The following is a 24735-nucleotide window of genomic DNA, read 5'->3' as shown; positions in this document are numbered from 1 at the left end:
GTTTTATACCAAAGTGATTGGCTTGCTTGACAAATTCCTACTTGACAGCAAATTTACACTACCAGAAGTAAGGGTAATGTATGAGATCTATCACGCTAAAAAAATCAATGCCAAAACAATCACTGAGCTACTAGACATGGACAAARGCTATTTAAGCAGGGTATTGCTAAGCTTTGAGAAAAAAGGCCTGATAGAAAAAACATCAGATCATGCAGATGCCAGAGTGCAACTGATTGCATTGTCGGCTACAGGTGCAAAGGAGTATGAAAAACTCAATAAGGCCAGTGACAATCAAATTGCAGACATCATGGAAAATCTTAATGATCAAGAGGTTAATAAACTGATCTCGCACATGGAGGCCATCCAAAATATTCTTTCAAAAATTAGTAAATAAGAAATGGAAAAGACACAGGACATTACCATCCGCACAGAAATAAGACCAGGTGATCTGGGATATGTAATGTACAGGCATGGCAAGATATATGGTGAAGAGTACAATTATGGCGTAAACTTTGAATCTTACGTTGGTGCAGGCTTGCACGAATTTTATAAAAATCATGATCCCGAGCTCGATCGGGCATGGATATGCGAACAGGGGCATAAGATAGTAGGTTTTATGCTATTGATGCACCGTGAAAACGGTACCGCCCAGTTGCGCTATTTCTATTTTGAGCCTGAATGTCGGGGATTGGGCCTGGGCAACACACTTATGCAGCTTTTTATGGATTTTGCAAAAGAACGTAAATATAAACATGCCTATTTGTGGACAACTGATCATTTACCGGCAGCTCATCACCTTTACAAAAAATTTGGGTTTAGGTTAACAGAAGAAAAGCCTTCAAATGATTTTGGCAAACCGCTTGTTGAACAACGTTACGACCTGGCTTTTTAAGCAATCAGCCCGTTATTGATAGCAAATGTAGCCAGCTGACCTGTGCTATTGATACCCATTTTTCTGAAGATGTTTTTTCGATGAGTTTTTACTGTATGTTCTGAAATGAACAGTTTACCTGCTATTTCGGCACTTGTAAGCCCATTTACAACCAGGCGTATAATTTCAATTTCCCTTTCACTTATGTGATAAGGTAAATGCTCAATTGGATTAATAAAATCAGTAATGCTATCAAAATAAGATTTACTGTCGATTACCCGCTCTATGGCCTCTAACAGATCCTTGCTTCCCCGGCTTTTTAAGAGACAACCATCGGCCCCTGCCTTAATCAATTGGTCTATATATGACTTTTCAGGAAACATGGTTAATATAACCACCTTTGTTTTAGGGCTATTTTTTTTGATCCATTCTGTACACTGAATTCCATTAAGCTTTGGCATATTTATATCCAGAATTACCAAATCGGCCTTTCTCTGCAACATTAACTCAACCAGTTCCTGGCCATCAGTTGCCGTTCCTATGATTTTAAGATGAGGCTGCGCTTTTAGTATTTCACTAAGCCCCTCCACAAAAATAGCATGATCATCTGCAATGTAAATCAATAGCTCATCCATAGTTTGTGATTTCTATAATGTAAGTAATTCCATTAGACAAAGAGTCGAAAGTGAGTTTCCCGTTAATGTGGCTCACTCTTGATTTGATATTGCTTATTCCCATTCCCATTGATGCCTGATCGTTGATATCAAAGCCTTTTCCATTATCCTCATAAATCAAGGTAACATCACGATCTATTACCGTAATTTCAATTCTCGCCTCACTTGCCATGGCATGTTTTAAGGTATTCGTAAATAGTTCCTGAATGATCCTGTACAGTTGCAAAGATATTTCTTCGGGCAGTGGACTTGCTATATCGATAACTGCTAGTACCTTCAGCTTGCCTGATTCATTTATAGCTTCGGCGAGTTGTAGCAGTGCAGCTTTTAATCCGAAGCCAGACAAAGCCCTAAGGTCTAGTTTATGCGAAAGTTTCCTGATTTCCAGACCCAGATCCTCTGCTATTACATTCATTTTTCCGTTCAATTCTTTGATGTAATCCGGATCAGCATGAGTAACCGATAAATCGCTGTAAATCTTTAAGGTAGCAAGTAAACTACCTACATTATCATGTAATTCTGCAGCTATCCGCTTTCGTTCCTGCTCCTGCGCCTCTATAAGCACATATGCCGACTTAAGTTCCTGCTTTTGCATCAATTCTTCAATTTCTTTATAGGCTTTTGCTTTGGCCGCAAGTTTTCGCTGGAATGCGAAAACAAACCAGATAATTGCCACCATCATGAGTACCATTGATGATGTGCCCAGCAGAAGATAGATCAGGTTAGACATTTTTTCCCAATTAACCAGAAACCATACCCTATGATAACATTTTTAAGAATATTTGAAATACATTGAAAAACCCAGGCATTCTTATAAAATCCATCAGGTGTGCCAGATAATATTTCTGTGCCCAGCAAATACGTAAAAAGTGCACCGGACGCATAAATTAACCAACCGGAGGTAATGATAAAGGCTGGCCTTTCGTTTAAGGGTGTATAGTCATCGTCGTCATTATAGATCTTATAAAAGTACATTAGTCCCAGCACAATAAGCAAGATCATGTTAAATGCCCAGGCAAGCGAATTGAAGCTATGGATATCCTGTAAAAAAAGTGTATTTAAGACGTTTACTAGTGTTATTGCGATTAACCCCAGCCAATGAATTCTTCTAAAAATCAATTGGTTGTAAAAGCAATAAACAAGCGCAATTTCTACTAAAGCTAGCAGGTGAAATACCGGCATATTATTAATATGCAGTTCTGCAGTGATCAATGAGTATATTTTTAATATCGAGGAGATAAGAAATAATATACCCAGCAACGTGTAAGGCATTTTTTTTTGAGCAACAAACAACCATGCGGTTAAAGGCAGGATCTCAGAGACATCTGATATCGATGAGATAAAAAAAATAGTGTCTCTAAGATCCGGCATTAGTGATTTATTCTGTTAAGAGCGTTAATTTACATTGATTTGGGCATGGTCTTGTGTCGCCAACGATAATTGGGGGGCCAACTATTGGTGCCACTTTATACAAATCATTACCACTTTCAAGAACCGGTATTAAAATTTCATCTCTTCTAGGGGTTTTGGAAGCATCATTAGGACGAATCGATACGGCATGATAAATTCGCACAGCAACGATTTTCTCTCCTGCGTTTTTATTATAGTCATCAATTTGTTCCATAAAGGTACGGAGTGTGTTCAGTCCATATTCAAAACCAAAAATATGTTCAGGATCATTCGGTCCGGTTGTGGCAGCAAGATAATAGCCGATGCTTTCTCTTGCCCTTGCTTCGGAAATGGGGTTCCCTGCGTTGATCAAATCCTGTGGATAGGTTTCGCAAACATCTAAATTTGCAGCTACTTGTGGTGAGTTGGTTTGAGTTTCCATGTTAATAATTAGATATGGTTGTTAATTGTTATAGTCAAATTTGATATTCCCTATCCACTGTAACAATACCTCTCTAGGGGTATTGTGATAAATGCACCTTAATTTATTGTCGTGTTTCGATAGTTGTCCCTGAATCTTATATAGTTTTTTCAATGAAAGAATTTTGTGTTTGGCTCAATGTCGTGCCACAAAAGTACCCCTTAAATACATTGACGCACCTAAAACAGGTAAGAAAACAATTATAATAATCCACACGGTTTTTTCAGCACGGTTCAATTGTTTGTTCTTAATTACACTAACAATGCCATAAATCATGTAACCAATCAGGATTAAAAATAGTAGAGCGTATCCCATATCTCTAATATACCAGTTTTAAAGTAATTTTCTAGCGACGGTAAGATTTGCGGCAATTAGCTTAGTCAATCACCGCGAAATATGCGGCTAATAACTTTTGTTAAGAAGATTAATAATTTGGTACATTAGTATTATGCCATTTAGAAAAACGCTCCTCTACTTTGCATTCTGCAGCATTTTTTTGGCAGGATGTATCAAGCCCATCCCTGTTTCTTTAGAAGGAAAACAATTCCGTTTGATTAGGCTTGCCATCGGCAATGATGAATATATGGAAACGATTTGCCAATTTAGTGCAGATAAAGTTGAAATCTATGAATTTAAGGATTCAAAGAAATGGACCGCCAATGTTATTACCGGAGGTTATTCTGCTAACAATAAGCATCTGAAATTACCCTTTGGAGAATTTGAAACAGTGCGCGCAAAAGATGGATACTACCTGTATGCTGAAGGCGCGTTAAAATACAAGTTAGTGGCTAACGGCAATATGCTGTAGCACTAACCACCGGACATAGAACCTGTTTTTACATCCCCATCAGGAGAATAGTTTGCCATGATGACGCCCGTAGAAGACACAATAGCATCTGCAAGCTTCCACTGCTCTGGCTGCGTACCCTCTTCAAAAAGCCGCTGACCGCTACCTAAGGTAACAGGAAATGTCCAGGTATGCAGCACATCAATCAGATGGTGTTCAAATAAAGTCTGACACAGGCCGGCACTTCCATAAATCAGCAAATCAGGGCCATCTGATGCTTTGAGTTTTTCCAGTTCCTGTACYACATTACCTGTAATAAGAGAAGTGTTTACCCAGGAGGTGTCCACTTTAGTGGTAGCCACTACATATTTCTCAACCTTGTTAAACGTTTCAGAAGTAGGATCATTTTGTTGATGTGGCCAAAACGCAGCAAAAATTTCATATGTACGTCTTCCCAATAGCAAATCATAAGGCTCAGCGGTGATTTTAGCCATTGACTGGTTCATAATATCATCCCAGTGAGGGAATGACCATCCTCCCCATTTAAAGTTATTCTTAGGATCTTCATCCCTACTTCCTGGTGATTGGATCACCCCGTCCATTGTTAAAAACAGACAAGCAATTATTTTCCTCATGGTATCCACATTTGATTAAAACAAAGTTAACGCGAATAGTCATTGCCAATAAGGGACGATAAGGACAAAATACAGGGGTGTTTGTGACAATTTACTTTTGGACATCAAGTTTTACAGGCCCCAGTAGACCCGATACACGTAAAGCCGAACCTTTGCCCGGCCCTGCTATAGTCCACGTTTTACGCTTGTCTTCAGGTTGCCCTGCATCAAAAGCCAGACGATTGAACCAGGTGCTCGTTACCTGCACACTCAGCGTATTTTGTCCCTGTTTAATGAAATCCTTTAAATTGATTCGATACGGTGCGGCCCATAATTTGCCAACTTCTTTACCATTTAAGCTTACAACCGCAGCCATATCAACTTTCCCTAAATCGAGGACATACTCCAGGTCAGGTGCTGTTTTATCTATATTGAATGTGGTTGTATAGGTTGCTGTTCCCGAAAATGCTTTTCCTTCTGCTGAAATATCAAGGTCCTTCCAAGGCTTTAGTTCAGTTATCTCAAGCGCTTCAGGAGCACCCCATCCTGTAGGGAAGGCGAGCTTCCATAATCCTGAGATCGGCAGGGTAGCCACTGCTTCGGTTGCTTTAAATTTAACTGCGACTCCTGTGCTTTCTTTTTTCCTGAAAACCACAAAGCATGAACCTCCCTGTGCCAGATTAAGTTTAACAGTTGTGCGATCAGCATTAGGCTGGCTTTCGGCAGGTTTGGAAGTGCCGGTAACCGGATCCCACAGTTCTACCTCTCCTTTTGCCCGGAAACTCAATTCACCACTAAATCCCTTGCCTTTTGGCGCAGTCACGAAATACCAGTCTGCCCCCTCGATACTCCGGTGTGCCCATAAGGCATCCCCTCCGGTTACATCGGGTGCGATCTTTAATGTGATCAATGCCTGATCGATCGTCATGTCTGAAATAACATGTCCCTTACCAACCTTTCTTAAACCTTTGCCAGCTCCACCCCACAGATCCTTTACCGCAGCATTAAAACGTTGTTTTGCTGCATCCCCACCGGTTAGTGTAGCAAGTCCTTCAGGTGCATTACCCACAACCGTTGCGCCATTACGTACAAGCGACTGTATTTTTTCCAGTGTTTGAGGCAACATACGTGGCGCATCCGGCAACCACAATACCCGGTAGCGAATGCCTTCCGGAGTTACTACCATCCCATTTTCTACTTTCAGTCGGTTCAACAACACATCGGGGTTACAATAATCGTATTTGTATCCTTCCGGGAAAGCCGCATTCTGATCCGGTTTATGATTGGTTTCATCTCCAAGATACCACAGCACATCAGACACTGGCTTGCCTCTTTCGAGCATATATGTGCACCTCGATAAGTAATCTGTGAAATCAGGCATATATTGCCACCAGGTTTGTCCCMTTAAGAATGGCGTACCAATTCCTGCTCCAAATGAACTGCCAGGAGCCAGAAAAGGAGTTTGTGGGTTATGTGTGTAAGTATGAAATACATAATGGCTAACCCCTTGCACACTGTTTATGTTGGCGACCTCTTTGAGCATATCCAGATGTTCGTCCCAGCTGAGTGATATGTTTGTAAACGACTCTGCCGCTACACGTGGTTTCCCATACATCCTTGCCGCAGAAGCCGTTGGCTTGATTGGCTTGAAGTTGATAGAGCCGACAAATCCATCGCTCATGGGTTGCCAGAACTCGCACATAGGTACATCTGCAAATTTGAAATACTCCATGATATCGGCAGGTACTACATCTCCGGGGCCGGTTTCGTAGGTTACGGATAATCCATTTTCTTTTGCCAGCGAGGACATGCGACCATAATAATTATTGGTTAACAGGTCATTAAGGGTTTTGCGCCAGTCGGTCAAAAAGCGTGCAGTGGTTTCATGATCTTTAATCACATAGCCAAATAAAGCAGGCAGCCATTTGCGAAGCTGATAACTGGAAACACGTTTAAATTCGGGTTCCATATCCTGGGTCCAGCTCTGAGTATGACATTCCCAGCTATCGATGAGCATACCATTTAGCAGCCCTCCGGCGAGTGGTCCATTTGCGCCCGAAAGTCGGCCTATGTAACCTGCAAAATGTGCATCAGCGCCTGATTTGGAAAACTTGTTTGCTTCCCATCCGGTTCCTTCGGCAGGTGCCGGTCCATTTCTCTTTCCGGAATTAACATGACCCAGGCGCAGGATTGTCCAATTGCCTTTGGGTGCCTGCCAGTTTAAGTTTCCGTCGGCAGCCATCTTATCCGAAATATCAAGGATCTGATCGGGCTTAACAAATGCTTCTGGTGATTGTTTAGGGTTCTGACCAGCACGGTCAAGGCTCCTTAATGTCCAGGCGGCTTCCGATTCCCAGCTGTTTTTGCGTGCGGCAGAAAACAGACGAAGGGAACTAAGCGCCATGTCGTATTTATTGGAAATAGAAATGCGGTATTTTTTTACGCCGGCAAGTTCTGAGCAAGCGAAGGTAATTGGGCGGTCGTCCTGCCAGTTTGCCTGTGGCATTTCTGCACGCAGGATGTCTTTTATTTTACCGTCGGCCAAAATTCCCTGTATCGCTATTGCTACCCCCGGCTCGTAAGATTGACCATGATTAAAGGCCTGAACACATGAAAATTCTACACTGCGAAGTGCAGTGGCATCTGGAAATTCGACCTCTACCCAATAAGGTTTGGCAGGTGCTGCCGGTGCCAGGCGGATAGGATCTTTGGCTTCTCCCGCAAAATAGGGTTCCCATTTAAAGCTGGTATTGCTGTTAACAGATTGAGGTATAAGTGGCTTTCCGGTATCTCCAACAGGTGTTGGGAAAGCAAGTACGGTAATGTCTTTATAATCTCTCCACTCCTCGGTACTTGGCTCTGGTATTGGCAATACCTGATTGATGGTTTTGCCGCCAACTACATCAGTTCGGTTCCAGATCAGGTTCCGCATTGCATTGGCAGGTGTAATCCATGGACCTCCGGAAGTGGCCCATCCCGGACAGTTGTTCATAGAAAACCTGAGTCCCAAACGGCGGCATTCCTGAGCGGTATGCTTTACTGCATCGTCCCAATGGGCACTAAGACTGGTAATTTGTGGGCTAACGCCTGGCCATTGACCACCAAACTGCCCGTGAAATAACTGGATCCCGGAAATACCGGACCTTGCTATTGCTTCCAGATCCCTGGTGATTCCTTCTTTTGATACGTTACCGCCAATGTAATGGAACCAGGTTTCTGGGTAGTAAACTTTTGAGGGTTTGAGAAAAGAGGACTCATCTTGCTTGCCAAATGGACGGTTGATCTCTTGTTGTGAAGGCACGAAGGGCACCTTTGCCAATTGAGCGGTTGCAGAAATTGAATAAGTAATGGAAAGAAGGATTCCTAGAATATATTTCACGTTTTGTGTGGTCAGGATTGGTCTGTTATACATTTGGTTTAAATCAAAACCAAGTTAGGGAACATTTACCTGATAACCATCATGCACTGTCGGTAAGCGTAATAAAGCAGGGTGAAGCCTATTTTAGGCTACACCCTGCTTTATACTTCACTTTACAGGCACAAGCAGCAACGCATCTGCTACTACAGCGCCTTCTGATCCTTTTGCTGAGATCTCTACATAGGCCTTATTACCAGAGCTTAAGGAGTATGTACCTAAACTAACCCATTCACCTGAGGTTTGGCCCACTACTTTAACCTCTGCATCTTTTATCAAAACCTCCTTGGTGCTAGTGCCATCATGAACGTTGATGACAGTAACCGCAGCAGCATTTTTTAATTTCGGATAATAAGTATACAGTTCGTACTTTCCTTTTTTAGAAATCTCTGGCTTGTATCTGATTGATTTTGGACTTGAAGAAGTAGAGTCTGCAAGAAAATAATCAGGTCCATAACCACCGTGCGTATTAACAGTCCAGTCTCCTTTTTTCACGACTTTGCTTGCGTCACTGTTGTCTACCAGAATTTCAGGTGCACTGCCATCTTCCAGTGGATTTCTTTTTAGCTGAGCCTGGATCTGTGAAACATCTACTTTCTGTACGGTCTGCTTATTGTCTATAGCTTTTGCCGCAGCTACCGCAGCAGATTGTCCAAGTACCATAAACACAGGCTCCATGCGGATAGAACCGTAGGCAATATGACTTGCAGAAAGGCAAACCGGAATCAGAAGGTTGCCCACTTCGCTTTCTTTAGGGATAATTGCACGGTAAGAAATTGGATAGGGTCCGAAGCCGTGCTCTTCCACATTGCCTTCGTTTTTTACCATGCCGTTGATTACCTGTCTGTCGCAATTGTGAGAGTCCATGCCATAAGCAGCCATTCCTACCCCATCTTTAACAATTTCCTTTCCCTGACAATGGTGCTGGGTCATGACCAACTCTCCGACCATCCTTCTGGCTTCTCTGATGTAAAGCTGGTGCGACCAGTTTCCCATATCAGTATACTCATCTTTAGGATATCCCCATAGGTTAAGCTCAGTCCTGATGTGTTCAGGAACACGGGGATCATTACCTACAAAATAGAGCAGGCCTTTGGTATAATCAACGTGCGCCTTCCATATTTCGGCCCTTTTCTGATAGTCCGCATCTGGATATTCCCAGTTCATACCTATCATATCAGTAGAGAAACCATTTCTGTTGTTGATATCGGTTTTTTCATTGGGCATGCCACTCCAGATAAAGCCATCTTGCAGGGATTTCCATGGTCGTTTTTCCATTTGCCTGATCAGCAATTCGTATTTCTCTGGCTGATAGTTTTCCGGTTTGGTAATTGGAATCTGGTTATCCTTATTTTTAGTTAAGCAGATTCTAAAGTTATAAGCCTGAACTTTTTTATCTCCTGTTCCATCTTTTTCAAGCACACCCGGATTAATTCCCCAAACCAATCCGCTTGAAGCATCACCCGGAGTTTTGTAGGGATCTATCCCATCCAGCATCTGATGTCCTTTCATGAACTGAACGCCATTAAAGGTTTCTTTGTACAAATCATTTGCTTCTCTCCCCACCGTATAGGACACACCTGCCTTTGCCATCAAATCACCTTCATAAGAACAATCGATAAACATTTTGGCTTTAACCTTATTGTCTGGCGCTGTTTTGGTTGAACTCTCGAGCGTGATTTCGCTGATGATGTTTCCGGTTTTGGCAACCGTTGTCAGGCGATTTTGGTATAGCACCTCAACTTTGGCTCTTTTAATATAATCTTGAAACAGGTTTTCGGCAACATGAGGTTCAAATACCCATTGTTCAAATTTACCATAGTGCTGCCCTATTCTCCTATAGAAATCGAGCGCTAAGCCGCTGATGGCATATTTATTACCGATATCAGTAAGGCCAAGGCCACCGGAGCTCATCCCGCCCAGGTGTTTTCCGGGCTCTATTAAAAGTACCGTTTTGCCAAGCTTTGCGGCTGTATAAGCAGCAATTACACCAGAGGACGTTCCTCCATAGATACAGATGTCATAATCTGTTTTTGCAGGTTGCTGCGCTAGTGCAGGCTTCAGCGAGGCGACGGTCAGGACGGGTATCAGCAGGTAAAGAAAAAGATTTTTCATAACTAGTAATTAGGGTTTTGAATTAATTTAGAATTGGTAACCACCTCTATATTAGGGATTGGCCATAGGTAATCTCTATTTTTATTGAAGGTGCGTATTTCTATTACCCTCAAATCGGCACGGTTAGGTACATTTGTGTAATCTGCTAAACCATTCTCATCTATTTGTGGCGCCGCTGCAACCAGACCTCTTTGCACCCTTCCGTAGAAGTTTCCGGTCATGGCTTTCTCAGCGATATTCCATCTGCGCAGGTCAGTTTGTCTGAAACCTTCCATTGCTAACTCATAAAGTCGTTCTTTGTGCACCAGACTGCGAAACTCGGTTTGTGATTTACCCGATGCAATGGCTGGCATGTTTACACTAGGGCGTTGTCTTACCAGATTAATGGCGTCATAAGCAGATTGATCTAACTGATTGAGCTCGTTTTTAGCTTCGGCATAAATCAACAGGATTTCGGCATAGCGTATCTGGATTACGTTGAGTTCTGAATTTGAACGATCTGGTTTATCAGCCAGGTCTACATATTTTCGCCAGCAATAGCCGGTAAAGGTTGCGAAGGCATTGATGGCTTCCTGATTATCGACCCGTGTTGCTGGTGTGGTATCGTAATTCCAGCATTTTAAACTGTCTCTATGCGTTTCGAATTGGTAATTGAAATATATTGATCCGGGCAATGCGATGGTAAAACCAAGTCTGGGATCGCGGTTCTTGTACGGAACCTTAGGATCAAAAAGTGGTGATTCATCAATATTCAATCCATCGGTACATGGATACGCATCTACCAGGGATTGTGAGGGTACTTTGTTTGAGAAACCTTGTCCATTCCTGGACAGAAGTGCAGTTGGAGTAGCATGAGTTTTGGTCTTTGACGCACGAAGGTATTGAAATGCCCAGATGATCTCGTTGGAATTTTGTCCCGCATAACTAAACAAAGCCCCAAAATCGTTGTGCAGTGTATAGGTCTTTAGGTCCATTACCGCTTTGGCAGCGTCGGCAGCATCCTGCCATTTGCTATTATTTAGTGCAGTTCGGGCTTTAATGGATAGTGCTGCCCCTTTTGTAGCACGACCAACATCGGCGCCTGTATAACTATTTGGCAAATCCAGGGCGGCTTCGGTCAGCTCTTTGATAATAAAATCTGCCAGTTCAGCTTTAGCCGTTTTTGGGATCTGGGATTCTTCGAGGGTTAACATTTTAGTAACCAATGGTACACCACCAAAGTAATCAATAAGGTACTGATAAGTATACGCGCGGATAAAACGGGCTTCAGCTTTTGACCGGTTAAATATAGCCGGAGTAGTTTTGTCTTTTACTTTATCAAGATTATCCAGAATAAAATTACACTTAGCGATTACTCTATAGGCTTGTTTCCATATTTCTAAGGCATAAGTATTGTTACTGTCCTGGTTACCTTTTCCAATACTCTGTAAGGCACTATTGTTGCGGTCCCAACCGATATCTGTTCCATCATCGATACTGAGGTTAAGTGGCATCCCATCAAGTGGAGCATAAGCTGCATATTTATACAAACCATTAACAGCGAGAATAAGTTCATCCTGGTTGGCGAAAAAAGTTTCATCTGATGGACCTGACAAGGGACTTTTATCCAGGTATCCCTTTTGACATGATGGTGTAACTGTTACCAAAACAACAGCTAACATAATTAGGTATATATTTGTTTTCATCTGTTTCGTATTTAAAATGTAGCTTCTAAACCAAAGCTGTATAGTTTAACCTGGGGATAGACACTTCCTGAACCAATTGGTGCTTCTACATCGTATCCGTTAAGAAAGCGATCGAACGAGGCCACATTTGAACCATTTGCAAATACCCTGAGGCGGTTTATACTCAGTTTTTTGATAACATTAGCTGGCAGGGTGTAACCGATCTGGATATTTTTTACACGTAAATAAGACGCATCCCTCATCCAGAAACTGGAAGCCTGCTCATTGTTCGATTCACCAAAAGCGAGTCTTGGATATTTAGCGCCTGGGTTCTCCGGCGACCAGCGATCTTTATTTTCCTCTCGAATCGTTCCCCCAAGCGCTCCACCTACATTAAAGGGCAAAACGCCAGGCCCGTTCACATAACCATTGGCTTTACCTACGCCTTGTATCAACATCGAAAAATCGATGCCTTTGTAGGATGCACCAATATTGGAAGCAAAAGTGAATCTGGGAATAACACTACCTATGATGATCTTATCACTTTCGGTAATCAGGCCGTCGCCATTTTGATCTTTATATTTGATGTCACCCGCCTTAACCGTACCGAACTGTTTAGCGTGAGCAGCCACCTCCGCATCAGATGAAAAAAAACCTTGTGCTTCGTAGCCAAAAAGTGAACCAATTGAATAACCTTCTCGATTTACCTGGAGCCTGGCAGCCTGATTGATGCCTTTCATATCGATCACGGTATTTTTCACATCAGACAGATTAAAACTCACATTATAGTTGAAATCTTTGACGTTCCCCTTGTAGTTTACACCCAACTCCCAGCCTTTGTTATCAACAATTCCTGCATTTTGAAAAGGAGCATCTAAGCCAATAATCAAGGGAATATCGAGTGACAGGAGAATATCTCTTGTACGCCTTTGGTAATAATCAGCTGTAACGTTCAGTCTGCTAAAAAGGGTCAGATCTATACCAATGTTCTTTTCTTCGGTGGATTCCCAGGAAATATTTTTATTGGCCATGGCATTCAAGGTTGCCGTATTTACGATCTGCTTGCCTAAAGCAGTAGATTCCAATGCCAGTGCGGTGGTGAACGGATAGGTACCAATGAGTTGATTACCAAGCCTACCCCAGGAAAGCCTGAGTTTGGCTTCGTTAATGGTATTCTTTAGTCCGCCGAAGAAGTTCTCTTCCGAAATTCTCCATCCTGCTGACGCAGATGGAAAGAAACCATATTTGTTGCCTGTTGAAAAGCGAGAGGAACCATCATAGCGTGCATTGATCTCGAACAGGTATTTTCCTTTGTAAGTATAATTCAATCTGCTGAATAATGATTGCAGTGCCCATTCTTCGGCAGCTCCGGTTGCGGTTTGATTTAAAGCCGAGCCGCTGTTAAGTACCGGGTATTGGGGAAGTATATAAGTATCGCGGAAACCATTTAGTGATTCGGTATAAAAATCTTCCCGAGACCCACCGACTAAAAATTTCAGGTCGTGATCACCAAAATTCTTGCTTGCTGTGATGGTAGCCCTCATGTTGTTAAAAAATGATTGGTCCTGCTTTTGTGTTAGTGAGGTTAAGGCGGGGGTAAGGAAACTACGTGTGCCATTGGGTAAATATGACTGGATCGCTTTCCTGAAATTTTTGACAGATGAAAGTGCGTATTTTGGTGAATAAGCTGCCTCTGCCTCCAACCACTCTACAGGTTTATAATTTAAAGTGGCATTGATACTACCAAATGGTGCTCTCTGCCTGTTTGTCCCCCCATCTCTGGTTGCCGATATGGGGTTGACACCGTTCCATCCCACTCCCCACTGGCCATTTTCAGTAATGCCAATCTGATTTGCTGGAATTCCGTTCATCCACTGGAATATCTCGCCTGAGGCAGAAGCATTAGGGTCCGAGGTTGCCGCAGGTTCGGTAGTGATAGCATTTACGAATTGAAGATCCACTCTGGCTTTCAGTTTATCAGAAAAAGTGATGTCAGCGTTGTTGCGTATGGTATAACGTTTGAAACCTGAATTTTCAATGATACCTTTCTGATCGAGAAGCCCGAAAGATCCCAATAGCTTTACCTTTTGCGTACCGCCCTGTATGGTTAGAAAATGACTTTGTTGTAATCCGGAACCTGTTAATGTTTCTTTTTGCCAATCCGTATTAGGATATAGATCAGAACTGACACCATTTTGTTCTCTATACTTTTGGATTAGCGCATCTGAATAAAGAGGGGTACGGCCGGTATTAGCATATGCTTCGTTAATTAACAGCATATAATCGAGGGCATTTACCAGCTTCGGCAAATTTGTTGCATCTTGCCAGCCAATATAATTGTTGTAAGAGATGCTGATCTGATCGGCATTTGCCCGCTTGGTTGTGACTAAAACCACTCCATTCGCCGCTCTGGAACCATAAATTGACGATGATGCAGCGTCTTTAAGAATAGAAATGGATTCGATTAAATTGGGATCTATATTATTGATCGAACCTTCGATTCCATCGATCATTACTAGTGGATTGGGATCGCCCATAGTACCTATGCCGCGGACACGAATTTGTCCACCATCGCCACCTGGCCTTCCGGAACTTTGCCTGATGGTAACGCCAGGCGCCATCCCTTGCAGCGCAGCTGAGGTTTGTCCCATCGGACGTGCAGCAAGATCCTTTCCGGTAACCATAGAAACTGCGCCTGTTAAGTTCACTTTTTTCTGTGTTCCATAACCAACCACCACAACTTCTGTCAAATCAGTATCGTCGGTCTGCAGTTTTACATTGATACTGGTCTGATTACCCACAAGAATTTCCTGTGAAGTATAACCAACGTAGGAAAACAGTAAGGTGTTTCCGCTATTAGCTTCAATTGAATAACGCCCATTCTGATCAGTAACAGTTCCGGCATTGGTTTCTTTAATTTTTACGCCTACTCCCGGCATTGCCATTCCCGAAGCATCGGTTACCGTTCCTCCGATTTTTTGACGTGCATTGTTCACCGCGCCCTGGTCTGCTTTATTATCGACAGGAACAGCTGGTGCGACCGCTTTTTGCAGTACAATGTACTTTTCTTTAACTACCCAGCTAAGCCCTTTGCTTTTAAGCGTGGAGTTTAATACTTCTGCCAGTTCGGTCTGATTAAAGTCGACAGTGATTTTTTCGGTATCGTCCAACAGTTTATTACTGTAGAATACGGTTAAACCAGTTTGTTTTTTAATGGTTTTAAATAATGTGGCAATGGTAATGTTCTTGCCTTTGAGGCTGATCTTGCTGATGCCTTGCGTATTTGCACGAACTGGCAATAAAATAAACAAGATCAAAATAACCGGCAAAGATAGCCGGCCTAATCGGGTTAGTTTTTTAAGCATACATTTAAAGTTTATATAAGGTTTGCTCTAAGACGCAGCTTTTACCCGAATGGGTGAATGGTGTTTTAAAAAATATTACCTAAAGGTCAATATTCCATTTTTTAGCTCGGCTTGCATACCTGAAGTAAGTTTCAAATTACTGATTACTACATCCAGGGGCAGGTTTTTGTCAATTTCGCCAGTAAAGGTCTGCTGGGAAACTGCTGGTGTTTGCCAGGCAATTTTTACATCAAACCAGCGATTTAAGACCTGCGAGATCTGGGATAGTGGTTGGTTATGGAAGGAATAAGTACCGTTTCGCCAGGAAAGTACTTCTTGCGCATCAAATGTTTTGACCTCCAGATGCTCTTTTCCGATTACGGCTTCCTCTCCAGGTTTTAATTTAATAACCTGGTTATCTTTTTTAGCCGACACAGCCCCCTCCACTAGCGCTGCAGTGAAATTTTGAGCGGTATATGCATTTACATTAAAAGAAGTTCCATGCACATGCACATCAGCATAAGAAGTATGTACTATAAATTCTTGTTGAGGGTTCTTTGCCACTTCGAAATAGGCCTCTCCGGTTAAATAAACCTCTCTTGTTTGTTTTCCGAACTGGAAAGGGAAACGCAGACTGGATGCAGCGTTCATCCACACTGTGGTACCATCTGACAGTTTAATTTTATAGTCTTTAGTAACCGGAACAAATAGTGTCGCCCATTCCTGACTATCGGCATTACCGGCGTTATAGCTTAGCTCCTTTTGTTTGGTATTGATTTGGGTTTGGCCTAATTTAATCTGCTTATTGTTGGAAAGATCGACCGCTTTTCCCTGATCCGTTTTAAGGTATACTTCTTTAAATGCCTGGTTCTGAAGTGATGTTTGGGTTTGATTGGTGGAGTTAAAATACCATGCAAGTGGAAGGGTAATGGCCAGCATTGCAGCAATACCACTTAAGGCCCATCTGTTTCTGCTGAAAAATGAACCAGGTTGCTGGTGTAGGCTTTCGCTTGTCTTTTCCCAGGCCTGATCAGGATTGAGTCCGGACAGGAATGCTGCTGCTTTGGGGCTTCCCATTTTAGCTTTCAATACCTCCCAGAACTTTCGCACTTCGGCGTGGCTTGCAATGGCATGCTCCGCAACAAGGTTATCCTGTTCACTGATCGTTCCAGCTATCTTTTCAAATAAAAGACCTTGTATATATTCCTCGTTATACTCCATTACTACACATTAGACGCAATTAAGCGATTATCAGGTGAATATTTCATTTAAAATTAATGAGTTTTTTCTGCAGGGCCTTTACAGCCAGTTTTAAATGGGTTTTTATGGAGTTTACAGAGAGGCCCATTTCCTCTGCTGCTTCCTTATATTTTTTATCTTCCAGATATACCAGCTTAAATGCCTTTTGGCGCTGAGTTGGCAGTTGTTCAAATATGAGATCAAACTTTCCCTGGTAATCGTTTTCCTGATTTGTTTCCTGATCCTCTTCTCCCTGCCAGCTTTGTTCTTCTGTATACGCGTTAAGCTTACGCTCAGATACCTTCTTATCTCTGAGAACTGTTAAGCAACGATTGTGAACTGAGCGTAGCAAATAAGCCTTTATTGAGGTATTGATGGACAGGAAAAGCTTTTTCTGCCAGATAGCGATGAAAAGGTTCTGAACCAGGTCCTCGGCCTCCATATCATCCTCCAGCATAAAATATGCTTTAGTGGAAAGAACCTTATAATATTTCTTAAAAATCAGCTCATAAGCGGTGTAATCTCCGCCTTTAAGTTGTTCCAGTAATATTTGGTCTTCATCTTCCATTATGAACTCAGGTAAACTAAAGATATAAGTTCAAATGAATAATATCAAAATTTCACACAAACGTTTGCATAAATTTTCGGTATGCAGAAGCGTTTTTAGTTAATTCTTTGCAAAGAAATTTCAAACAGGGAAATGTTATTTGGAAATTCCCGGACTTAATTTCAACCAAATCAGGGACATTCTGTTGAGACATCTGGCTTTAAAGCCTTTATCAAACRCTTGCGCAGCAGTTGTAACACCTTKACTTACAACATTGCTGGATACTTTATTACTTTTTCATATCAATTCATCCTTAACCAAATTTTATGAAAAAAAGTAATCTTTTATTAGCGTGCGTTTTTTGCAGTATTCTATTCACATTTTCATGTAAGAAGGCAGAACACATCCAATCAGAAGAAAAAAATTTGTCGGTTCATGACTCCACCGCTGAAATTATTACCCAAACCCGAAATGTAAACATCGTTTACTTTGTACCCAGCGACCTGGATACATTGGCCGGCTATCAAAAAAGATTGAGCGACCTGTTATTGTGGACCCAGGAATGGTACAAACAGGAAATGAACCGTAATGGCTATGGTTATAAAACTTTCGGCCTTGCCAATGACGGTTCAGATGGCGTAAAGATCATTACGATAAGAGGTAGCTTACCTAAAAGCGGCTATCCATATTCAGGTGGCTCGGGAGCGGTAGCTAGTGAAGTGAATGCTTACTTTGCTGCTCACCCGGCCGACAATACAAGCGACCATACGCTAATCATTATACCAAGATATTCCATTGGTGCCAATGGCACGCCTAACGGGGGTCCTTTTTATGGTACCGGCAGGTGGTGTTATGCATTGGACTATGAAGAAATGGATATCCAGAATCTTGGCAAAACGGACGCTGTCGGCAATCGATTCAGTGTATGGTTTGGCGGTATGATTCATGAATTAGGCCACGGACTGAACCTGCCACATAACAGGCAAAAGGTTTCGGAAGATGCTACGCTAGGTATGGCTTTAATGTGGGCGGGCAATGGTACCCTAGGTAAAAGCCCTACTTTTTTAACTGCTGTTGATGCGGCGGTTTTAAATACCAATCAGGTATTTAACAACAATAGCAATACATATTATGGCTCAGTAACATCGAGTATCAATAAAATACATGCAAGCTATTCCAGCGCCCAATCTTCGATTATAGTATCAGGTAAATTTACGTCGACCGGCAATGTAACGAGTATTCTCTATTTTAATGATCCTAACGTGAACAACGAGGGTACAGGTGTGAACCACGATTACAACGCCATCGGCTGGGAATCGAAAAAAATAGGTACCGACAGCTTTAGGGTAGTGATGCCTATTGCCGATCTGGTAGAAAAGGCAGATGGGATTCCTTATGAATTAAAAGTTAAACTGGTACACGACAATGGCACTGTTACTCAACAGATCTATAGCTATACATTTGCAGGTGGGATTCCTGTTTTAAATTTCAGTACCAGAAACGAGCTTAGTAAAACAGGCTGGAGCATTGCTTCATTCAGTTCTGAGGAAACAAGCGGTGAGGGTGCCGTAAATGGCAGGGCCAGTACACTGATTGATGGAAGTGGAAGTACTTACTGGCATTCGCGCTGGTCAAGTTCAGCAACCTCCTACCCTCATAATGTGGTGATCAACCTGGGATCTTCTAAAACTGCAAGCGGCCTTAGTTTAACTCAACGTAGTGGTTTGAGCCGTGCGGTTAAGAATTTCGAGGTACTGACCAGCACTGATGGCATTAATTTTACTTCGGTAAACAACTATGTTGCCGCAAACGCAGACGGGCCTCAATACTTTGATTTTGGAAGTRCAAAGACTTTCAAATACATAAAGGTCATCGCCAATTCTGCGCATGACGGATTACAGTTTGCAGCTTTAGCCGAGTTGGGATTGTACTAATTAGGGAAGGTTAGTTAATAGTAACAGGGGGCGTTCATACTTTTTGAACACCCCCTTGTTATTTTAGGCCGCAGACTTACAAGCCTTTAATCCTGTCCTGTTCATCCCAGGCGCCATTACGGTCTCTTAAGCGCTTGTTGTTCTTGGCATTTTTGCTGATCCTATAACTGAAAGAAAATATAACTGTTCTGGTATCCTGCCTGTTTCTAAATATAGCACTGGAACCAGCTACATTATGGATACTGCCTTTGCGTATGGCTGAATAGAATAAATCGCTGCCATTAACCCCTATTGAACCATTACCTGAAAACAGTTGCTTTTTAACTCCTGCTCTAATGCCCGCTAGCCCAAAAGTTGTTACCTGATTGGAATAATTTCGGCCTCCCCAGTCAAAAGCAAGTTCGGCACTCCAGGTTTTGCCTAAAGAAAAGCGGTTATACCAGTTAAACGACTGCATAACCACAGCTGTATCTACAGTAATCCCATTGAACTCGGATTGTAAATGTACCCGCTCAGGATTGACCGTAAAATCGGCATTCCACCATTTGAAAATATCCTGATTATACGAAAGCATTAATCCTGTTATGATAACAGATCCGACGTTTTCTGGTCTCTTGATATATACATCATTAATGGCTTTGATAACAGGGCTGCTGGTATTGGACATAAATGAATAATAAACGTTGGTGGTCAGTTTATCTTTAAATACATGAGTGAGCTGAATATTATTGGTAAACTCGGGACTAAGAAATGGATTACCAGACTCCTGATTATACTTTTGCACTACCATAAGAAAAGGATTCAGCTGATCATAAGCAGGTCTGTTGATGCGTTTTCCATAGCTTAAAAAGAACTGATTCTGGTTTGTAGAATCGGGCTTATAGGAAAGGAAGAATGACGGAAAAGCATTGAAGTAATTCCTTACAAAGGATGAATCGGATTTTTGTATGTTCCCCAGCTGATGCCCTTTGGAACTGGTATGTTCCGTCCTAAGCCCCACCTTAACACCAAGCTTACCAAATTCACGGTACCCCTCGACATATAAGGCATTGATGTTTTCTCGATATAGGAATGCGTTTGTTCTATTGTAATCTGGTTGTTCCAGTTCAGCAGCGCCAGAAAAGTAGTTGGCCTGATTATCTGTTTTTATAAAGCTTGATTTTAGACCCGCACTGAGTTTGTAATTATTTTTTAATGAGAATGAATAATCCGCCCGGGCCGAAAAGATATCTATTGTTCTTGGAAGATCCCCCCTGATGCGCTCTAAGCCCAATGCCTGACCAGAGGCATTGTAACTATTGTTGCCAAAAAGCTGGTTGTTGGTGGAATTGTAGTGTGTGTAATCGACATCCATACTGAGCTCGGTTCCTGTACTATCGAACTGGTGCAGCATATTTAAATTCATCGTACCGTTCCTGAACAGGTTGTTTACGCTATGACTGGAGTTTACCATAGAGTCCAATTCACGATTGCCATTCATCATTAAATTTTTAATCCCTCCATGTTCGTTAACCCGATTCCTTAGCCCATTGAAAATAAAACCAATGGTGGTTCTTTTGTTCAGGTAATAATCGACTCCTACTTTTACATTACTGTTGTGCCTGTTGTAAAGTATTTCGCCTTGCTGTTCCAGTATTGAAGTTAAGCTCCCTGTCTCATTTTTAAAGCTTCGGGTTGCCGAGGAATTCTGGAAATCTTTAGGGTYACCTGCCCCTACATTTGTGAAAAGGTTTAGTTTGTTTATGCGATAGTTAAAATTGAAGGAGCCATTTACTTTTCTGTAAATACCCTTTCCGCCGTTTAAAGTTATACCGGTATTGAACCCCTCCTGTTTGCTTTTTTTTGTTAAGATATTGATAACGCCACCACTACCCGCTGCATCGTACCTGGCTGGAGGATTGGGTATCAGCTCGACCTTATCCAGCTGATCTGTTCCCATTGTTTTTAAATAAGACATCAGATCGGCGCCCGACAAATACGTTAATTTGCCATCAAAATAAACCGTAGCTCCCTTACCCATCAGGTTAATTGTACCTTCTTCGGTAACCCTTAGGCCAGGCAGCCTGCCTAAGAGCTCAAATGCATTGGTGCCAGCAACGTTAATAAGGCCATCAACATTTACTACAGTGCGGTCAATTTTACGCTCTATAGCCTTTTTACGGGTGGTAATTTTTACTTCTTTAAGGTCCGTTGTTTGAGCCAAGGAAGAAGTTGCGATTAGACAGAGTAATAGAAAAATTTTCATCATAATTAGCATTAAGTTTCAACCAAATTAGCTCCCCAGGGCTTTCAGGAAAAGACTAATCGGTGAACAAGGCGATGTCCTCGACAAACGCTTAAAAAGGGGCATATTCTGATGAGCTAAATAGTGTATTTTTGAGTATGAAGAAAAATCTATGGCTTCTGTTGGGTGCCTTTATTATTTTTTACATGCTAGTTCATGTGAGTGGGCACCTACCAGGCTTACTCCATGGGAAGTGGACGCTGGTAGATGAACGTAGTTTCACAGTGCAATTGCTAAGTATGGTAACAGATATGAGTATCTCATTCCTGTTCGTGTTGTCGACCTATCTGGTAATGTATAAGTACTACCCTACACGGAAGTATATGCAGCTAACGATTACCATGGCGCTTATTATAAGCGTTTGTTTTATGGTTTGTCTATTTATCAGCTATGTGGTAACTATAGCACTATCTCTTGACCCTGTAAGATTAAGCCTCTTTTTTAGAAATAACATACTCATTTATGTGTTAAACACCATTTTTGCAATGGTATTCTATTTTATAAGGTACACCCGGCAGAAGGAATTAGAGCAAAAAGAATTAGAACTGCAGAACCGCACATCAGAGCTTTCATTCCTTCGCTCACAGGTCAACCCGCATTTTCTATTCAACAACCTCAATACAATTTATTCCCTTGTTTACCACAAATCCGAGCAAGCCTTACCGGCAATAGCAGGACTTTCGGAATTGCTGAGGTATATGCTCTACGACAGCAGTGAAAAAATAGAACTGGAGCAGGAGATCAGTTACATTGAGAAATACATCTCCCTTCAGCAATTACGTTTTGAAAACCCTGTTGCCGTTAATATGAAGGTAACTGGTAATGTAAAAGAAATGAAGGTGCCGCCCTTATTGCTAATCCCCTTTATAGAAAATGCCTTTAAACATGGAGATGTCTCGGAAAATAAAGAATGGCTATGGATAGACATCAATATGGCTGGTGCTGAGCTGATATTTTCATGTATCAATACCAAAGCGAGTAAAAGCAAGGATTTTACCGGAGGGATTGGAATAGGCAACGTAACGAAGAGACTTGAACTGCTTTTTAAAGGGTGTTACAAATTGGATATCAGAGACAATGAACATCAATTTACAGTTAAACTTGAACTGAACAATGAAGAATGGTAACATCCTGCACTGCATAGTCCTCGATGATGAGATCCATGCCGTTAAGTTACTGGCAGATTATGTAATGCGTACAAACGGCCTTGAACTGATATTGAAAACCACAGACCCGACAGCAGCTGTCGATCTCATTCATAACGGCAACGTCGACCTGATCTTCCTGGACATTCAAATGCCCAACCTTACGGGTATCGAGGTAATGAATATCATTCGTCAGAGACAAACAAAGGTCCTCCTCACAACAGCCTATCCGGAATATGCCTTAACTGGCTTCGAATACGATGCAATTGATTACTTAATGAAGCCCATCACTTTTGAAAGATTTTTGATTGCAGTAAACAAGGCTAAGAAACGAATGAATTTAAACGCTCCGGAGGCGATGGAACCTGACCATATTTTTATTAAGGTTGAGCACAGGCTGCAGAAAATCTTGTTTTCATCGATCCACTACATTGAAGGCCTGGGCGATTACATCAGTTTTCATACCTCTGGAGGCAGAGTGCTTTCATTGGAGCGCATGAAACACATTGAATTGATCCTTCCCCAACATCTTTTCTTAAGGATACACAAGTCGTATATCATTAACACCAGCCATATTGATTTTGTAGAGCGAGGCAGGATTGTGATCGATAAGAACTACCTGCCAATTGGCGAAACCTATAAGGATGTGGTAAATAAGAAGTTGGGGCTTAAAAGTTAAAGTCTGCTTATCTCTTAAATTTTAAAATGGTGTAAGAATGTGCCGGGAAGCTATATTTAGGTGCGTCTCCACTTAGATTTACCTTTGAGCTTACTGTTTTATACCGTTCAGGTTCGGAAGGTGTATTCTTTGAAGTAAGTTTACCCGACAACACATAAACTTCGGTCTCTGGATTTCTACCTTCAAATCCGTTAAGCTCAATTGCAGTAGTAATGGCCTCAGCACTGATATTTACAATGTGTAATGCCAAGGTCTTTTCATCTTCGCTACGCGCTGCTGTTACATCCAGAGCACCTTCTACTTTACTTAAAACACGTAAGGGTAAATAATTCTCTACCTGCATCTTCTGTGCATAAAATGGGGGCATCCCCCACGCCTTGCCCGCGGTAAAGAAAATCTGACCCTGATCCCAATCATTGTCATTCTGCTGATAAGGTTGCAGTGCGTTGGCGGGACTTGAAGTTAGTACAAATTCATTATGTCTGCGGATTGCATTCAGATTAGTAGCATGCCCCAAGGCGCGCTGAATACCATGTTTGCTCCCATTCTCTTCAAAAACGGCAACTTTCATTTGGGTTGCCGGATCCCATTGCTTAAACATACGTTGCATATCTGCAAGTTGCTTATCCGTATCCAGACCTGCCTTTGGATCATCACCACCTACATGGAGATCCCAATAATCGGCCTTGCCGTTAAGTTCCCTGAATACGTACTCCATATTAGGCGATTCAGGGCGCCACCAGGCTGCATGCACGAATTTTAAAGAACTATCTTTCTTTTTCATGGCTGCATACAAGAGATTAAAGCGTGCTACATATTCCTCATATGCTTTTTTGTTATCGCCATTAAAAATAACCTCCTCATTCCCGATCTCTATATATTTTACTCCATAAGGTTTTGGATGTCCGTTTTTGGCACGCTTTGCCCCCCATTCTGTATTCACATTTCCATTAAGGTATTCTACCATATCAGCCGCATCCTCCGGTGTTTCATAGATGTTTATGGCAAAACAAGGTGTTATGGCTGTTGCTTCACAAAACTTAAGAAACTCTTCTATCCCAAAACCGTTGGTGGTATACCAATTCCAGTGGCCTCGATATGGGGGTCGTTTGTCGGGATCGCCAATCATTTTTTTGAACCTGTATTCCGGGGAATTCACCATAGTTCCGGCATAACGCAAAAAGGTTAGCCCTTGCGACACCAGCATATTGCCAATATCGGCCCGGATTGGCAAGCCTTTAAACTGATCTTTACCAGTGCCCATAAGTACTGCCTGATCTATCCAAAGTTTACCCTTTGAAGAAATATAGATAGCCAATCTGGCATTTTTATCTGCGGTGCCAGAGGTCAATGTAAATGCATACTTCTTCCAGTTGGCACCTATACCGTTTAATTTTTTGATTGCATATGTTTTGCTGCCATCAGCACTTTCAAGCGCGATACTTACAGGGCCGCTTAGTTTTTCTGCCTTTAGGTATACCCTTCCCTGAAAAGTTTGCCCTTTACGCAATGCAATACCCCAACGGTTTAAACTCCTGTTGGCTACTCCTACT

General features: G+C 42.0%; 20 protein-coding genes. 6 read left to right on the top strand and 14 right to left on the bottom strand.

The annotated features are described in order from the left end of the window. Both AC1DG9_RS09980 and AC1DG9_RS09975 read left to right on the top strand, forming a co-directional pair. A partial coding sequence (locus AC1DG9_RS09980; protein WP_477634570.1) for a MarR family winged helix-turn-helix transcriptional regulator occupies positions 1–394 on the top strand: 394 nt, incomplete at its 5' end. Positions 395–397: 3 nt separating this feature from the next. Then, positions 398–892: a GNAT family N-acetyltransferase gene (locus AC1DG9_RS09975; protein WP_337717761.1), complete on the top strand. Its 495-nt coding sequence runs from the start codon at positions 398–400 to the stop codon at positions 890–892. Here the strand turns inward: AC1DG9_RS09975 and AC1DG9_RS09970 are convergent. From AC1DG9_RS09970 to AC1DG9_RS09950, 5 genes are all read right to left on the bottom strand, one after another. Then, entirely contained in the window at positions 889–1506 is a 618-nt protein-coding gene (locus tag AC1DG9_RS09970) for a response regulator transcription factor (RefSeq protein WP_288883031.1), read from the bottom strand. The genes AC1DG9_RS09975 and AC1DG9_RS09970 overlap by 4 nt on opposite strands. After that, the gene (locus tag AC1DG9_RS09965; RefSeq protein ID WP_294875256.1) at positions 1499–2275 is read right to left on the bottom strand and encodes a sensor histidine kinase; all 777 of its coding nucleotides are present in this window, start codon (positions 2273–2275) and stop codon (positions 1499–1501) included. The genes AC1DG9_RS09970 and AC1DG9_RS09965 overlap by 8 nt, the downstream gene beginning before the upstream one ends. Next, the gene (locus AC1DG9_RS09960) at positions 2263–2916 is read right to left on the bottom strand and encodes a hypothetical protein (RefSeq protein WP_288883033.1); all 654 of its coding nucleotides are present in this window, start codon (positions 2914–2916) and stop codon (positions 2263–2265) included. The genes AC1DG9_RS09965 and AC1DG9_RS09960 overlap by 13 nt, the downstream gene beginning before the upstream one ends. 7 nt (positions 2917–2923) lie before the next feature. After that, the gene (locus AC1DG9_RS09955) at positions 2924–3376 is read right to left on the bottom strand and encodes a hypothetical protein (RefSeq protein WP_048905968.1); all 453 of its coding nucleotides are present in this window, start codon (positions 3374–3376) and stop codon (positions 2924–2926) included. Positions 3377–3550: 174 nt separating this feature from the next. Beyond that, complete coding sequence (locus tag AC1DG9_RS09950) at positions 3551–3691, bottom strand: PLDc N-terminal domain-containing protein (RefSeq protein WP_477612361.1); 141 nt, start codon at positions 3689–3691, stop codon at positions 3551–3553. A 172-nt stretch (positions 3692–3863) separates the two neighbouring features. Between AC1DG9_RS09950 and AC1DG9_RS09945 the strand changes: the two genes are divergently transcribed. After that, positions 3864–4223 (top strand): hypothetical protein, encoded by a 360-nt coding sequence (locus AC1DG9_RS09945; RefSeq protein ID WP_048905970.1) that lies wholly within the window; start codon positions 3864–3866, stop codon positions 4221–4223. 2 nt (positions 4224–4225) lie between these two features. Here the strand turns inward: AC1DG9_RS09945 and AC1DG9_RS09940 are convergent, their stop codons facing one another. The 7 genes from AC1DG9_RS09940 to AC1DG9_RS09910 all read right to left on the bottom strand — a co-directional run bounded on the left by AC1DG9_RS09940 (position 4226) and on the right by AC1DG9_RS09910 (position 17161). Further along, on the bottom strand, positions 4226–4837 hold the full coding sequence (locus AC1DG9_RS09940; protein WP_288883036.1) for a dihydrofolate reductase family protein: 612 nt from the start codon (positions 4835–4837) through the stop codon (positions 4226–4228). Positions 4838–4928: 91 nt separating this feature from the next. Continuing rightward, on the bottom strand, positions 4929–8228 hold the full coding sequence (locus AC1DG9_RS09935; RefSeq protein ID WP_477634569.1) for a glycosyl hydrolase: 3300 nt from the start codon (positions 8226–8228) through the stop codon (positions 4929–4931). 114 nt (positions 8229–8342) lie between these two features. Beyond that, positions 8343–10346: an FAD-dependent oxidoreductase gene (locus AC1DG9_RS09930; RefSeq protein WP_288883039.1), complete on the bottom strand. Its 2004-nt coding sequence runs from the start codon at positions 10344–10346 to the stop codon at positions 8343–8345. A 2-nt stretch (positions 10347–10348) separates the two neighbouring features. Continuing rightward, complete coding sequence (locus AC1DG9_RS09925) at positions 10349–12031, bottom strand: RagB/SusD family nutrient uptake outer membrane protein (RefSeq protein WP_337717764.1); 1683 nt, start codon at positions 12029–12031, stop codon at positions 10349–10351. 11 nt (positions 12032–12042) lie between these two features. Then, the gene (locus AC1DG9_RS09920; RefSeq protein WP_337717766.1) at positions 12043–15375 is read right to left on the bottom strand and encodes a TonB-dependent receptor; all 3333 of its coding nucleotides are present in this window, start codon (positions 15373–15375) and stop codon (positions 12043–12045) included. Between the two features lie 75 nt (positions 15376–15450). Beyond that, positions 15451–16575 carry a FecR family protein gene (locus tag AC1DG9_RS09915; protein WP_337717769.1) on the bottom strand — a complete coding sequence of 375 codons (1125 nt, stop codon included), beginning with the start codon at positions 16573–16575 and terminating at the stop codon, positions 15451–15453. A 43-nt stretch (positions 16576–16618) separates the two neighbouring features. Then, a complete protein-coding gene (locus tag AC1DG9_RS09910; RefSeq protein ID WP_337717771.1) occupies positions 16619–17161 on the bottom strand; it encodes an RNA polymerase sigma factor in 543 nt (180 codons plus the stop codon). 305 nt (positions 17162–17466) lie between these two features. On the opposite strand from AC1DG9_RS09910, the gene AC1DG9_RS09905 reads away from it, so the two are divergent. Further along, a complete protein-coding gene (locus AC1DG9_RS09905) occupies positions 17467–19074 on the top strand; it encodes a discoidin domain-containing protein (RefSeq protein WP_477634568.1) in 1608 nt (535 codons plus the stop codon). A gap of 76 nt (positions 19075–19150) precedes the next feature. Here AC1DG9_RS09905 and AC1DG9_RS09900 read toward each other — a convergent pair whose 3' ends face one another. Beyond that, entirely contained in the window at positions 19151–21322 is a 2172-nt protein-coding gene (locus AC1DG9_RS09900; protein WP_477634567.1) for an outer membrane beta-barrel protein, read from the bottom strand. A 134-nt stretch (positions 21323–21456) separates the two neighbouring features. On the opposite strand from AC1DG9_RS09900, the gene AC1DG9_RS09895 reads away from it, so the two are divergent. Both AC1DG9_RS09895 and AC1DG9_RS09890 read left to right on the top strand, forming a co-directional pair. Beyond that, on the top strand, positions 21457–22485 hold the full coding sequence (locus tag AC1DG9_RS09895; RefSeq protein WP_337717776.1) for a sensor histidine kinase: 1029 nt from the start codon (positions 21457–21459) through the stop codon (positions 22483–22485). Next, positions 22472–23182, top strand: a complete 711-nt coding sequence (locus tag AC1DG9_RS09890; RefSeq protein WP_337717778.1) for a LytR/AlgR family response regulator transcription factor — start codon at positions 22472–22474, stop codon at positions 23180–23182. The genes AC1DG9_RS09895 and AC1DG9_RS09890 overlap by 14 nt, the downstream gene beginning before the upstream one ends. Before the next feature lie 7 nt (positions 23183–23189). Here the strand turns inward: AC1DG9_RS09890 and AC1DG9_RS09885 are convergent. After that, positions 23190–24735: alpha-L-arabinofuranosidase C-terminal domain-containing protein (locus tag AC1DG9_RS09885; RefSeq protein ID WP_477634566.1), on the bottom strand; the 1546-nt coding region annotated here is incomplete at its 5' end.

The sequence above is a fragment of the Pedobacter sp. 05L430 genome (assembly GCF_056397585.1).
The sequence above is the reverse complement of the archived record's forward strand: the minus strand, read 5'-3'. Positions and strand labels throughout refer to the sequence as shown.

Excerpts from the sequence above, each read along its gene's own strand:
- AC1DG9_RS09915 (WP_337717769.1), bottom strand. The coding sequence starts at position 16,575 with ATGGAGTATAACGAGGAATATATACAAGGTCTTTTATTTGAAAAGATA.
- AC1DG9_RS09950 (WP_477612361.1), bottom strand. The coding sequence starts at position 3,691 with ATGATTTATGGCATTGTTAGTGTAATTAAGAACAAACAATTGAACCGT.
- AC1DG9_RS09945 (WP_048905970.1), top strand. The coding sequence starts at position 3,864 with ATGCCATTTAGAAAAACGCTCCTCTACTTTGCATTCTGCAGCATTTTT.
- AC1DG9_RS09910 (WP_337717771.1), bottom strand. The coding sequence starts at position 17,161 with ATGGAAGATGAAGACCAAATATTACTGGAACAACTTAAAGGCGGAGAT.
- AC1DG9_RS09965 (WP_294875256.1), bottom strand. The coding sequence starts at position 2,275 with ATGTCTAACCTGATCTATCTTCTGCTGGGCACATCATCAATGGTACTC.
- AC1DG9_RS09955 (WP_048905968.1), bottom strand. The coding sequence starts at position 3,376 with ATGGAAACTCAAACCAACTCACCACAAGTAGCTGCAAATTTAGATGTT.
- AC1DG9_RS09925 (WP_337717764.1), bottom strand. The coding sequence starts at position 12,031 with ATGAAAACAAATATATACCTAATTATGTTAGCTGTTGTTTTGGTAACA.
- AC1DG9_RS09975 (WP_337717761.1), top strand. The coding sequence starts at position 398 with ATGGAAAAGACACAGGACATTACCATCCGCACAGAAATAAGACCAGGT.
- AC1DG9_RS09890 (WP_337717778.1), top strand. The coding sequence starts at position 22,472 with ATGAAGAATGGTAACATCCTGCACTGCATAGTCCTCGATGATGAGATC.
- AC1DG9_RS09970 (WP_288883031.1), bottom strand. The coding sequence starts at position 1,506 with ATGGATGAGCTATTGATTTACATTGCAGATGATCATGCTATTTTTGTG.
- AC1DG9_RS09930 (WP_288883039.1), bottom strand. The coding sequence starts at position 10,346 with ATGAAAAATCTTTTTCTTTACCTGCTGATACCCGTCCTGACCGTCGCC.
- AC1DG9_RS09920 (WP_337717766.1), bottom strand. The coding sequence starts at position 15,375 with ATGCTTAAAAAACTAACCCGATTAGGCCGGCTATCTTTGCCGGTTATT.
- AC1DG9_RS09960 (WP_288883033.1), bottom strand. The coding sequence starts at position 2,916 with ATGCCGGATCTTAGAGACACTATTTTTTTTATCTCATCGATATCAGAT.
- AC1DG9_RS09895 (WP_337717776.1), top strand. The coding sequence starts at position 21,457 with ATGAAGAAAAATCTATGGCTTCTGTTGGGTGCCTTTATTATTTTTTAC.